The sequence below is a fragment of the Paenibacillus oenotherae genome (assembly GCF_019443105.1).
In the GTDB taxonomy this organism is placed as follows: domain Bacteria; phylum Bacillota; class Bacilli; order Paenibacillales; family Paenibacillaceae; genus Paenibacillus_Z; species Paenibacillus_Z oenotherae.
Genome location: NZ_JAHZIJ010000012.1, coordinates 57779 through 71231, shown reverse-complemented (window position 1 = coordinate 71231; position 13453 = coordinate 57779). Strand labels below are relative to the sequence as shown.

The window sequence follows — 13453 nt, the reverse complement described above, 5'->3', positions numbered from 1 at the left end:
GTTGCCCTCCTCGTTGTGTGCATGTTCTCACGGCAAGAGCGTTACCATAAATACAGATCGTTGCCTTTCAGCTTGAAGATCGCTTCCATAAAATAATAATCGCCGTAAATAATGGCATGATGATGCGTCTCGGCATGATAGGCTCCCGTACCGTAGAGCAGAATATGATCGGTATCGGCCGACCAGTCGACCCGCGATTCATCCAGCGTTCTCAGCAGCTTCAGCGCCGCCGATACGAACAGGCGGCTTTCATGTCCGCCGACGGCTTTGGCGATTTCGATGAACCCGCATGCAGCGATTGCCGCGGCCGTATCATCCTCTAACTTCGGCTCCTCCGGCTGCCTGAAATCGACCGGGATGATGCCGTCCTCGGGAATGTTAGCGATGAAATAATGCGCAACCCGCTTGGCTGCCTGCAAATATTCGTCCTTCCCGGTATGAATATAACTCGTCATGAATCCGTACAACGCCCACGTCTGCCCGCGCGTCCAGGAAGATCCTTCACCATAACCCTGACCGCCGTAAGTGTTGACCACGCCTCCATTGAAGGGGTCGAATTCGACAATGTGGTTGACGGAGCCATCCGGACGGACAAAGGCCGGTATCGCCGTATCCGCATGCTTGACTGCAATTTGCTTGAAGCGCGGATCTCCCGTTTCTTCCGTTGCCCAGTAGAGAAGAGGGAGGTTCAACAAACAGTCGATAATGGCCCAGCCTCTCGTATCCTCGTCCTTCAAGTCGTTCCATGCGCGAATGAAGCCGCCTGCGAGATTGAACCGGCCTGCCAGCAAAGTTGCGGCATGCAGCGCCCGCTTCCGGGATTCCGGATTGCCGGTCACTCGGTAATTCGCGACACTGGTAGGCTGCCACATGAATCCGGCGTCATGATGCAGGCCGTAAAATTCCTCAAAGCACCGGTCCATCCTGGCTTCGGAAATTTGTGCGATTTCCTTGTATTTCTCGTTGCCGGTCTCATGGTACATGAGCCATAGCATGCCTCCCCAGAAACCGTTCGTCCACCAGTTAATGCCGTCCGCTTGTGCGCCCGTAGGATTATCGACCGCCCGGTCATCATGCACGCCGTTAACGGTCGTATAAGGAATTTTGTTCCGGGAACGCTCGCTGACCGCATCCATCTTCGCCGTCAATTTCGTTATCACGTTCTCCAGCCATTGTCGTTCAGTATTGTTTAACACGAGGTGATCCTGCCCTTCATTGTAGATTTGCTTCGTCATAGTGAGGCGATATTATATCGGTGCAACGGGAAAATAAACCGTGTACCGCTCATCCTTAATCTCATGAAGCGGAATGAACCGGAAGTTGCTGCTCTGTCCATAAGTCCGGTAATACCCGGCGTTCCACCAGCTATGGTTGCGCTCCCGGTCGGGTGTCAATATCGACTCCGGCTTATGAGGGTCGCCTGTCAGCCGACGCTCTTCCTCCGTCAGGCCAGCCAGTACAACGGGGCCATCGACGAAGGCGACCCGATCCGGCGCTCCCGGCAATGGTTCGGCCAAGAGCGCTTTAGGGAACTGAACCTCAATCGTATCTCCGTCGCTCCAATAGCGTTTAAGTTCATAGAAGCCCGCACCAGCCGGGACATCATTCTGACTTGTCCCATTAACCGCAACAGCAGCTTTGCCGCTAATCCACCAAGGGAGCCGCAATTTGATTGCAAACTCCCCAGCCTTGGTCGTGGACACCGTTACCCGATAGCTGAAGCAGTCCGGACGGCCTGCAGGAATCGGCGGCTTATCTACCTCCGTAATGGCCTTCATCCCTGTGACCGACCATTTGTTCAATGGATACAAGCCATGCTGCCCGTCCTGCGCGATCTTAATGCCGATCTCGCACCCGGCTTGCTCGAAGGTCACGGTAGATGGAATCCATTGCGTAATAGCAATGCCCTGCGCGTCCCGCATATAGATTTGCGTTTCGTAGGACGAGTTGGCCTGAACGAGCGTGCCGTGGCAGCACCAGAAATGCTGCGTTTCCGAGCCCCATACTTTACGGCTGCCAGAGCCAACGCCCAGAAAATAAGAGATCATCCCCGTGTCCCCGTGCTGATGGGCCAGCACACCGTTGACAAACCGCCGCTCCCAATAGTCGGCGTAGGCGGCTTCTCCGGTCCAGCGCAGCAGCATATGAGCGAGTCTCATCATATTGTAATTGCAGCAATGCTCCTGGCCCGCTCCCAGTCTGGCCGCCATCCGCTCCGGCGGCAGCCACAGCTCGCCATCGTCTCCTGCTCCTGTGCATAGATAACCCCGCTTTGTGACCGCACAGTCCCAGAACGCTTCGACAATGCGGCGGAATAGCTCGTCGCCAGTCACTTCATACACGCGGGCCGCGCCCAATATTTCCGGTATTTGCGTATTGGCATGCTTATTGCTCAGCACATCCTCCCCTGCCAGCAGCCGGTCGAATAATCTCCCTCGCACATATCGGAGCATCAGCAGTCTGTGCGCCTCCTCGCCGGTCGCGCCATACAAGTCAGCCCATGTCTCCAGCATGCCCCCGGTTTCCATGTCGAGCAGCTCATCAAGCTGCTCCCGCGAGAAATTCCCGGTCCACTTGTCAAACCATGACGCCATCCCTTTCATAATGAGAAGCGCCTGTTCGTTGCCCGCCAATTGGTACATTTCGAACAGTCCCATCAACAGCTTGTGAATCGTATAATGCGGCGCCCAGACCCACTTGCCGTTCACAAGCCGGCTCATAAAGGATTCAGGAAACGCCGCCAGCCATTCACCCCCGCCGGCCGCCTGGCATTTCGCAAGCTCCGCCACGATCGTATCGGCCTTCGCCTTTACCATCGCGTCCTTCGTTTGCGCGTAGATGCGCGCCGCTGCCGACAGCCAATGTCCCATGAAATGGCCCCTGAGCTCGCAGGTGACCGATTCCCAGCCCCAATGCCAATGCTCGGGGCCTTCCATACTGGTCGTAGAAGCGGTTGTTGTCCCTCCATTGCCGCTGTAGCTCCACAATCCAGCCTCCATATAGAAGCTGCGAAGCAGGTTCTGATTCGTCAAGCTCATGACATAAGCCTTGTTGAGCTGAAAGCGGTCTGACAGCGGCCCTTCGCTTATTTGGGCCGTTCCGGGTCTCACATCCCTGAATACCGGGATCATGTCACTCACCTCGCTTTTGTTATACGGAGTGCTCTGCACCGCACGCGGCGGGGCGGATCATTTCATATTCAGCCGCAATAAATCCCCGTTCGCAATGACTAGCATTCGTCTTCCTTGAAGACGGGCGTCAAGTTCAGTTCAAACGAAAATTCCTTCTCCTGCAGCCGATAATTTTCGTGCAGCTCCGGACCGCAGGAATTGGAGCCGATGCCGCTCATTTTATAATCCAGATGCACAATCGTTTCCTTGCGCGGACGCAGCTCGTAGTTGTGCCCGGCGGCTGCCAAATCCTCCGGCATATAATGCAAAGCCTGGAACGAAAACGGCTTCGGAGCGGTGCATTTGATGCCCATGCCCTGACTGTTCGAGACGACCGCCCATTCCGTGCCGTAACGCGATCCGTTCTCCTGCGGCTTGATATAATTTTCGAACATGCCGCTAAGGGACAGCTCGTATTTGCCCATGCGCGCGCCTTGTCTCTTGTCCGTATAGCTTTCGTGCGGGCCGTATCCGAAATATTCGACCGCTTCCGTTCCGGACGGCATTGTCAGCTGGAGGCCAAAGCGCGGCAGAAACGGCAAATCCTCGCGCACCTTGGCATCGGTACGGACGGATATGCCGCCGTCATGGCCGAACCGCCAGACCGCCGTCCCGTGCAGGAGCGGATATCGGGTATACCCTCCGAGCGAGTACTGCACAGTAATCTCTACGTCCCCGCCCGGAGACGCTGTCCATTCGCAGCGGTACACCTTCATCGATGCTCTATCGTACCCCTCCGTGATCCATTTTGCTTTTATTTGCTGATCATTATCGGTAGGCGCCCGCCATATATTCCACCTGGCAGGAGCGGCAAGCATAGAGACGCCATGTCTCGCTATGCCAATGAGCGTTCCGTTGTACAAATCAAAGGTATGACGGAAGTCAAAGCCCTCCATAACGAGCAGATGGCCCTCCGTAATGATATCCATGACATGACCGTGCATCTGATTGTCGTGCAACGGATGACCGGACAACTCTTGCGTCCGCCGATCCGGCTGCCGCTTCGGCTGGACGGACGGCAGCTCGAATTGTGCAAACACAATTTCGTGACCCGGCTCGGACCAGCGTGTTTCCCGCTTCTGCCTGCAGGACAACGTAAGGAAATAACGGCCTTCCTCCTGCGGCAGCGTGTACGGAAGCTCCAGCATTTGCTGCCCGCCGTGCGGCGCGGCATCGAGCTGCCACACTTGCCCTTGCGAGATAGCAGCGCCATCCTTCTCAACCTTCCAGAACAGCGCCAGATGGGACAGATCGATAAAATCATACAGATTCGTCAATCGAACCTTCCCGCTCGCAAGCTCTCCGGCATCGAATCGGACGGGTGCGATGACTTGCTTCAACTCCAGCAGCCCCGTATGCGGGATCCGGTCCGGGGAGACTAGTCCGTCGATGCAAAAATTGCCGTCGTTCGGTTTATCCCCGAAATCGCCTCCATATGCGAAATAGCTACTGCCGTCCGCCGTCTCGGCTTTGATCCCGTGGTCGCACCATTCCCAGACACAGCCGCCCATCAGCTTCGGATATTGATAGATGACGTTCCAGTAATCCTGCAAATCTCCGGGACCGTTGCCCATTGCATGGCTATATTCGCACAGGAACAACGGCTTTGCCGCCGAATCGTTCTTGGCGTATGCCTCAATAAATGATACCGACTCATACATATGGCTTTCCAAATCAAGGTCGTCGACATTGGTGCTGCCTTTGTAACGAACCGCCGCACCTTCATAATGGACAAGCCTTGACGCATCGCGCGTGCGCGTCCACCGGGCCATAGCAAGATGATTCACACCGTAGCCCGCCTCGTTGCCGAGCGACCAGATGATGACACAGGAGAAGTTTTTGTCCCGCTCGACCAAACGCTCAGCTCTATCTACAAACGCCGCTTCCCATTCCGGGTTGTCCGACAGTCTGTTGAGCGCGCCATCGGCGTACTTCTCCGCCGAGCTCATGCCATGAGCCTCCAGATCCGCCTCGTCGATCATATAAAATCCGTATTCGTCGCACAGCTCAAGGAACCTCGGATCGTTCGGATAATGGGCCGTGCGGATCGTGTTGATGTTATGCCGCTTCATCAAATTCAAATCCTGGATCATATGGCTGAGAGGTATAGTTGCGCCAAGCTCCGGATGGGACTCATGGCGGTTGACTCCCTTCAGTTTGACCGCGCGCCCGTTGATGAGGAACACGCCATCCTGAACCCGGATTTGCCGGAAGCCGGTCCTGAACGCCAGCACTTCTTCGCCCGCAGTGACATTAACGCTGTACAAATACGGCTGCTCGGCATTCCAGAGCGTTGGCTCCGTGATCTGAATTTCAATGGTCCCGCCGCCATCGATGACAGCGGTTGCGGCGCCAACCGTTTCGCCGTCGGCATCTTTAACCTCAACGGCAACCTCCCGGGAGCCCGTCGTTTCCACCTCGCACCGCAGCTTGCCGAGACGGAAATCGTCCGATAGCTCCTGCCGGATGAAGACGTCCCGAACATGCGCCTTGTCTCTGGCGAGCAAATATACGTCACGGAATATGCCCGAATACCGCCACATATCCTGATCCTCCATATAGGTGCCGTCGCACCATTTCAGCACCATAACGGCAATGCGATTGTCGCCTGTTCTCAAATAAGGGGTTACGTTAAATTCGGACGGATTCCGGCTTCCCTGGCTGTAGCCGACGAACGAGCCGTTTATCCATAAGTAAAAGCATGAATTCACCCCTTCGAAGACGATATAATTCTCCTTGTCCTTCCAGGCCTCTGTAACTTTAAACGTTCTGACATAAAGCCCCGCAGGATTATTGTCTGGTACAAACGGGGGATCGCAAGGAATCGGATAATTCGTATTCGTGTAGTGCAGCTGGTCGTATCCGTTCGTCTGCCAGCAGGACGGCACAAGCAGATCATCCCAGCCGCTAACGTCCGCATCCGCCTCATAGAAGCTGTTATCCGCATCCTTCACACTGGCGTAGTAACGAAATTTCCAGGAGCCGTTCAACGTGCGGTAGAACGGCGAACGGGAGCGCTTGCGCGAGGCTGCCGAAACGGTATCCGCGTAAGGAATATAGTAGGCTCTCGCTTGTTCCCGGTTGGCATGCAGCAGCTTCTCGTTCTCCCAATATTTCACGATTGAATTCACAATGACTCGCTCCTTCTTGACACAGATGGCCTATGATTAACAATACAGCCGCTTCACTTCAGCCGTTCAGCTTCGGCAAGCTGCCAGATAGCTATAGCCCTCGCTTGGAGGAGCAAGGGCCGTGTATGATAGGGTGGCTTATCCTTTAATCGCGCCGGACGATACACCTTTTACGAAGTATTTTTGCAGCGCAAGGAATGCGGTCAGAACAGGTATAAGCGACATCGTCGTCCCTGCAAAGATCATATCCCAGCGGGAGGAAAATTCTCCGACATAATAGAACAGCTCGACAATCATCGTTTTCGGCTCGCCGGACGGCAGCACCAGCATCGGCAGAAGGAAGTCATTCCAGATGCCAAGCCCCTGCAGGACGACCATGCTGGCTGTAACAGGTCCCAGCAGCGGAAATACGATTCTCCAGAAAATGCCCATCCTGGAGCATCCATCGATTTCCGCCGATTCCTCGATCTCGCGCGGCACGCCCTTCAGGAAACTGGTGTACAACAAGACGCCGAAGCCGACAGAACCCGCGATATAAATCATGATCGGACCAGCCAGAGTACCGAACAGCCCCATCGCTTTCATTTGTCTGAACAACGGAATCATATACACCTGGAATGGAATCATCATACCGAACAGAAAATAGATATAGACGCCATTCGTCCATTTATTCGCTGTACGCTCAATTCCATATGCCGCCATCGGAATAATGAAAACCATGAAAACAATGGAGACGACGGTCAGCACCGCACTGTTGAAGATGGCTTTGGGATATTCCGTTTCGGTCAGCAAATATTTGAAGCTCTCCAAATAGAGGCCGCTCGGGAACGAAATAGCATCCCTCAATATTTCGCCGTTCGTCTTGAACGCAGACATCAAGTTGAAGAAAATCGGAAAGGCAAATATAACGGCAATGATCAAGGTTACGAGGAACAGGATAATGTCGCTAGCCTTTATTTTTTTATGCTTTTTCATGTTACATTTGCACCTCTCTTCTGCGAAGCAACTTGATCTGGATGAGCGAAACAATCAAAATTAGCGCAAATAGTACAAGGGAAAGCGCCGTGCCAAAGCCCTGTCTGCCTTCTCCGAAAGCAACTCTGTAGATGATGTATGTCAGCGTTTCCGTTGCAAAACCGGGGCCGCCGTTCGTCATGACAGCAATTTGATCAAACAGCTTGAGCGACCCGATCATCGACAGCATGACGCATACGGTCGTCGCTCCGGCGAGCAATGGGAATGTAATATGAACAAATTGCTTCCATCTTCCGGCTCCGTCGATACTTGCAGCTTCCAGCAAGTCCTGAGGGATGCCTTGCAGGCCGGCCAAATAAATAATCATGTAGTAGCCCGCCGCTTTCCAGACTGTTGACAAAATAATCGCCCACAATGCAAAGTCCGGATTGCCTAACCAATCCAGCTTCCAGGATGCGAGTCCTGTCATATCCAGCAGTTGATTAAAGACACCAAAGTTGTAATTCAGAATAATCATCCAAATAAAACCCATAATGATCCCGCTCATCAAGACGGGGAAATAAAAGATGCTGCGGAACAGATTGCGAAACCATCGCACCTTATCAACGAGAATAGCCAGTCCCAGCGCTACGACGTTCTCAAGCACAACAAGCGACACTGCCAGAATGATTGTATTTTTCAGCGCATTATGAACGCGCGTGCTTTCCCAGATTTCTTTGAAATTGTCCAAACCGATATAACGCACTTCCGGATTAATTCCATCCCATGAGGTAAAACTTAAATTAATGCTGCTCACTGTCGGCCATATTACAAACAAGGTATATAGCACAAACGAAGGCAATATAAACCAAAATGTGTAATTAAGCCACCACTTCTTCTTTCTTTTCTTGACTATAGTGGCATTCATGGTGTTCTCCTGCCTTCCAAGTAAACTTTGTCATGTTGATGAGTGAGATAACCTCCGCCACTGCGGCGGGGTTATCTCGATTCATCGTTTCTCCTAACCGGCTGCAGCAACTGCTAGGTCAACTGCTGTTTCAACTGCTATTTCTGATTTGCTGCGACATTGTTGTCATACTCAAGATCTGCTTTTTGCATATAGTCCGCGACGTCGCCCTTGTTGATGACCATTTCCTGCAGCCATTTGTAGAACCAGTTGCGGAATTGAGGCGGTATCGCATTGTCGCCGTACCATTGATTGAACATCATCGACTTCTTAATGTCCGGGTTCGCAACAGCGTCCAGAACTTGCTGCATCACTTCATTGGTCTTAATGTCAACCTTCGCGGCAATGGAAGGAATGCTGCCGGCCTTCTCTGTGTATGGAGCGTATTGAGCCGGGTCGAAGAAGAAGTTGATGAACTTCTTGAACGCATCCACTTTGTCCGGGTCTTTGGCTGCTGCCGCTGACAACGACCAGCCTGCCAGAGTAGGCAGACCGTTGATCACAAGGTTGCCTTTACGGTCAGGGAGCGGATAGAACCCAAATTCAAAGCTCGGATCCGCTTCCATGATTTGTCCGATCATCCAAGGGCCGGAGAACAGCTGTGCCGCTTTGCCGGATACGAGAATCGATGCGGTCTGGTTGTCGGCCGTGCTAAGCCAGCCTTTATCGACATAGTTCGTGAACAGTTCCTTGTAATCCGTAATGGCCTGAACAACCTGCGCGTCCGTAAAGCTTGCCGTCTTGGCCGTACGTTTGGAGTTCCAATCCGGATCTTCGGCAAACACATTCGTGATCAGGAAGTAGTTGACCCAGAAGCCCATGTGGAACAAGTCTTTACCGCCAACTACGATTGGAGAAATACCTGATGCCTGAAGCTTCTTCTGAATTTCGAGAAACTCGTCGTACGTTTTCGGCAGTTCCGTTACACCTGCATCAGCATACGCTTTCTTGCTGTACAGAATGCCGTTAGGCGCATTGGCGGAAAGCGGAGCGTTGTAATATTTCCCTTCGTAAGTGGGAAGAAACGTAAACAGGCTGTGCAGCTCTTCCGGAAGTTCGGCCAGCTTGCCGGCATCCGCAAACACCTTCGTATCACGCATCTCGATAATATCCGGGAATTCGCCTACCGCATCTTTTGTTTTCAGCCAATCCAGATAAGAATCGCTTGTCGTTTCGCTAAGGTTCTTGATCTTAATGTTTGGATGCGCTTTCATGAATGCGTCAATTACATCCTCGGTCGCCTTTTTGCCTGATGGATCACCTGTCGCGTAACCGATTGAAATGGTTACCTCTTTCTGGTCGCCCGATGGATCAGCAGGCGGAGTATTGGTTGACGTATTGCTTGGCTTGTTGTTGTTTCCACTGCAAGCTGCCAGTATCATCGATAGGGCAAGTATGGTGGTGAACAACTGCAGAAACGATTTCTTTTTCATCTTTTTTGTGCCTCCCTTTTCGTTTCGAAGCAATGTAGTAAATTGCTTGATTTAAGACTACCATTTCGATTTTTTTTGTTGAATGCAGTTTTTTAAGGCTCGTATGCGGTGAATTTAAGAAGCTATGTGAAGCTTTCATGGGATCAAGGCTTGTCCTTGCCGCCAGCCGCCAGCGCCTTGAACAGCCACGGAATCGATTGGTCACCCAAGATCTCATGGCTTCCGGGATGAATGTCGTACCCGAAACGTTCGGAGGCTCCCCAGCCCGCGTAAGTCTCTTCCAGCTGTGACAGCGCCTGCCGCACATGCTCGACCGGAAATATAGGGTCCTGCTCCCCCGATTCTACGAACAGGCGGCGCGGGGCTATGAGCCCGGTCAGCTCCGGCTGCTCCGCACTTAGCAGAATGCCGGGCAGATAGTTGTCAATGCAGTGATGCATCGCCATAATGCTGCCCTTGAAGGTGTTCGTCCAACCGCACAGGACGGTGGCCTTCACACGATCATCCAGTCCGGAGGCGAGCGCGGCGACCAAGCTGCCCCCGGAGAACCCGAAAGCGCCGATCCGCCCGGCGTCCGCATCCTCGCGCCCCGATATGTAGTCGATAGCCCGCATCGCCTCGAACACCCGCATGCCTGCCAGCGTTCTGCCGTACATTAGCAGCTGCGCGGACAGCGTGCCGCACGAGCTGTAATTGGGCACAGCCTTCAGTTCCTCGGCCATCCGGCGGACTCCAAAGCCCATAATTTCCGGTATGACGACGAGCATTCCCGCCTTGACCAACTGGACGGCGAACCGGTTGTGAATCCCCGGATCCTCCAGTTCTGCTCCTTCGGAGTCCAGTCCGACCGCATCACAATACCCGTTTCCGTGGCCGTGACAAGCGAGAACGGCGGGCCAAGGTCCCGTGCCCGACCTCGGAATCAGCACCATAACCGGGACATGGACCCCCTCCATCGTCGTATACGCGACTCGCTCCATTGTGAAATCGAAGTAATCTGCGCGATCCAGCACAATCGCATCAAGCGGGCGATCCCGCTCGGGGAACTCGCCCAATGCCCGCTTCAGCGCGTTTCGCAGCCGAATCTGCCGCTCCGCCAGAGTGACACGCTCCGTGTTCCGCTTTTTTCGCGCCTCTGCGTCCTCATATAACCGGTGTAGAAAATCGTCCGTTGTCCAATCCATCTTTTTTCCTCCTCCTCAACATGAAAGCCCTTCCATCCCGGAGGATGAGAAGAGCTTTCGGCATCGGCAAATTTATTTATTTATAAAATCATCAATCTGCTTTTGAACTTCCGCAATGATTTTGTCCAGACCGACCGTTTTTTGTTTTTCGATATAACGGTTAATTGCCTGATCCACATCGCCTCTAATAATGCCGACCAATAACAGCTTGCCGTCTTCGGCAATCAATTGATCCCGATCGGCCAGCTCTGTTTTAATATTATCGGTAATCGGCACAAGTCCGGCCGTCGGCGAAACTAATATGTTCGGACGTGTAGCAAATTCTCTTGAAGCTTCGATCGCTTCGGCGGAACGGCCTACAGTCGGACGTGTAAACTCATCTCTGAGGAAGCCCCAGTTAAACCAATTTTGCCACAGCGGTTTGGATGGATCTTCACCCGGGACAAATCCGATAACCCCATTGCTGTCAACAGTGTAGGTCTTATCCTTAATGCCATAGAAGAACATATCGTAGACCTCTTGATCGGTCGACAGCAAATCCATAAACATGAGCATGCGTTCCGGATTCGCGGCATTTTTGTTAAGGGCAATCGCATTGTTCATTTGCGAGTCGCGAATGTATTTATTGTCTGGATAAATGACGACTGCGGCATTTTCCGCATTTTTATCCGTGAAGTTCACGGCATCATAGAGCGCGCCGAGCGTATTTTTCTGAGAGAAAACATTGGCGTTCTCAAACGGCATATTCGTCTTATCGTTCAGGGTGTTCTTGGAAATAATCCCCTCATCATACCATTTCTTCGCAAGCGTCACCGCTTCTTTGAACAGCGGCGTCTGTTCGATCGGCATCACTTTAAGCGCCGGGTCATTCAGGTCAATGTACAACGAGTGGAAGCCAAGATCGATGTACTCGTATTTGGAAACCAACAGAGCGCCAACACTTCCCTCGGAAGCATTCATGTTCTGATAAAATATCGGCATTCCGGGCTTGGCCTTGTTAATGGCGGTGAGGAATTTGTCGATTCCTTCAATTGTAGTCAGATCGCCGGGATCTACATTTAATTTTTCCGCAATATCTTTACGGTATTGAAATACCGGCTTTGATGTTTTGATTTCCGTCCAAGGCAGCGCCATCAGCTTGCCGTTTATACTCGCCGAAGACAGCATGTTTTTGTCCGAGTATATTTTGTACAAATTAGGAGCGTGCTTGGGCGCAAGCTCGCTTAGATCAAGAAAAGCTCCCTTGTTAACCATTTGCGAGTAACCGTACCAGTCGGCGGTGAAAGCCGCATCGTACTGGTCTCCGGAGGAGGCCAGCATCGTCAGCTTGGATTGATAGTCGCCAAACGGGACAAAGTTGATCTCAAACTTGGCGTTTAACCGGTCTTTTGTTTTCTCATAAAGCGCCTGCAGCACTTCATTCTTCGCTACCTTGTCATCGCCGGGCAGAAAAATCTTCAACTTAACCTCTTCCAGATCGGTTAGCGAAGCTGCTCCATCTGTTGAAGCTTTTGCAGGATTGTCCAAATTTCCGGTCGAAGTGCCATTGTTGTTTGAGGTGCATGCCGCCAGCAGTCCAGCGAGCAAGACCAGCATTAAACGGAGCGCCGCTTTTTTTCTCTTTATTGCCATTGTAATCCTCCCCATCATCATTCAAATTTGTACTTTCCTATGAACAACGGCTCCCTAAGCTGGTACTGATCAGCCTTTAACGGCGCCGATTGTCAACCCTTTGATGAAATAGCGCTGAATAAACGGATAGAGAAACACGATGGGACCAATCGTTAATACACAGATCGCCATCTTGATTCCTTCTGACGGAAGACGCCCACCCGTAGCCCGGATGATCTCGGCACCTTGCGCCGATGTCGAAATAAACTGAACATTGGACTGTATCGTTCGCAGCAGAAGTTGGAGTGGCTGCAGCTCGACCTTGTTTAACAGCGTAAGTCCAAGCCACCAGTCGTTCCAGTACATCAGGGCGATGAACAAACCAATCGTTGCGAGCGCCGGTTTCGCCAATGGAACGATAATCGACAGAAATATTCGAAACTCGCCCGCACCGTCTATTTTGGCTGACTCGCTAATTTCCTCTGGAATGGTCTGAAAGAAACTGCGGAGCAGGAAAACGTTCCAGGCCATGCACAAGTAGGGCACAATCAATGCGAGCAAATTGTCCTGCAGATGCAGATATTTGACACAGACGATATACCATGGAACGATCCCTCCGTTGATCAGGATCGTAATGAGCGTGTAGACATTCAGCGCTTTTCTTAACCTGAATCGTTTCAGAGACAAGGGGTAAGCCAACATGGCCGTAATGGCCAGACTGGCGACCGTGCCGACAACGGTAACGATGATTGAAATTTTATAGCCGTTCATTAATCGCTCCGCATCCAGCCAAAGGACACGGTAAGCGGATAAATCAAACTCGCGCGGGAATAAATTATAGCCGTGCTGGAGGATCGATTCCTCACTTGTAAAGGAACTGCTAAGCACCAATAAAAACGGGATGGCGCAAAACACGGCGAACAAAATAACGATACTGTACATAAGACCAACATAAATTCGATTGCTTAGGCGATGTTCCACAATATCCCCTCCCTTGCTGCCG

At 52.3% G+C, this 13453-nt stretch carries 9 protein-coding genes; all 9 read right to left on the bottom strand.

Annotation, left to right across the window (positions count from 1 at the left end):
- Window positions 1-41: 41 nt before the first annotated feature.
- Complete coding sequence (locus K0T92_RS16445; protein WP_343223725.1) at window positions 42-1196, bottom strand: AGE family epimerase/isomerase; 1155 nt, start codon at window positions 1194-1196, stop codon at window positions 42-44.
- A gap of 51 nt (window positions 1197-1247) precedes the next feature.
- Complete coding sequence (locus K0T92_RS16440) at window positions 1248-3131, bottom strand: beta-L-arabinofuranosidase domain-containing protein (protein ID WP_219873565.1); 1884 nt, start codon at window positions 3129-3131, stop codon at window positions 1248-1250.
- A 98-nt stretch (window positions 3132-3229) separates the two neighbouring features.
- Window positions 3230-6301: a glycoside hydrolase family 2 TIM barrel-domain containing protein gene (locus K0T92_RS16435; protein ID WP_219873564.1), complete on the bottom strand. Its 3072-nt coding sequence runs from the start codon at window positions 6299-6301 to the stop codon at window positions 3230-3232.
- Between the two features lie 138 nt (window positions 6302-6439).
- Window positions 6440-7276, bottom strand: a complete 837-nt coding sequence (locus tag K0T92_RS16430; RefSeq protein ID WP_219873563.1) for a carbohydrate ABC transporter permease — start codon at window positions 7274-7276, stop codon at window positions 6440-6442.
- A 1-nt stretch (window position 7277) separates the two neighbouring features.
- Window positions 7278-8183 carry a carbohydrate ABC transporter permease gene (locus K0T92_RS16425; protein WP_219873562.1) on the bottom strand — a complete coding sequence of 302 codons (906 nt, stop codon included), beginning with the start codon at window positions 8181-8183 and terminating at the stop codon, window positions 7278-7280.
- Window positions 8184-8320: 137 nt separating this feature from the next.
- Window positions 8321-9655, bottom strand: a complete 1335-nt coding sequence (locus K0T92_RS16420; protein ID WP_219873561.1) for an ABC transporter substrate-binding protein — start codon at window positions 9653-9655, stop codon at window positions 8321-8323.
- Window positions 9656-9798: 143 nt separating this feature from the next.
- Window positions 9799-10839, bottom strand: a complete 1041-nt coding sequence (locus K0T92_RS16415) for a dienelactone hydrolase family protein (RefSeq protein WP_219873560.1) — start codon at window positions 10837-10839, stop codon at window positions 9799-9801.
- A gap of 72 nt (window positions 10840-10911) precedes the next feature.
- Entirely contained in the window at window positions 10912-12471 is a 1560-nt protein-coding gene (locus K0T92_RS16410; RefSeq protein ID WP_219873559.1) for an extracellular solute-binding protein, read from the bottom strand.
- A gap of 69 nt (window positions 12472-12540) precedes the next feature.
- Window positions 12541-13431, bottom strand: a complete 891-nt coding sequence (locus K0T92_RS16405; protein WP_343223724.1) for a carbohydrate ABC transporter permease — start codon at window positions 13429-13431, stop codon at window positions 12541-12543.
- Window positions 13432-13453: the final 22 nt, after the last annotated feature.

Bases quoted from the DNA above. Each gene is read 5' to 3' on its own strand.
- K0T92_RS16410 (WP_219873559.1), bottom strand. From the start codon at position 12,471: ATGGCAATAAAGAGAAAAAAAGCGGCGCTCCGTTTAATGCTGGTCTTG.
- K0T92_RS16425 (WP_219873562.1), bottom strand. From the start codon at position 8,183: ATGAATGCCACTATAGTCAAGAAAAGAAAGAAGAAGTGGTGGCTTAAT.
- K0T92_RS16440 (WP_219873565.1), bottom strand. From the start codon at position 3,131: ATGATCCCGGTATTCAGGGATGTGAGACCCGGAACGGCCCAAATAAGC.
- K0T92_RS16415 (WP_219873560.1), bottom strand. From the start codon at position 10,839: ATGGATTGGACAACGGACGATTTTCTACACCGGTTATATGAGGACGCA.
- K0T92_RS16430 (WP_219873563.1), bottom strand. From the start codon at position 7,276: ATGAAAAAGCATAAAAAAATAAAGGCTAGCGACATTATCCTGTTCCTC.
- K0T92_RS16420 (WP_219873561.1), bottom strand. From the start codon at position 9,655: ATGAAAAAGAAATCGTTTCTGCAGTTGTTCACCACCATACTTGCCCTA.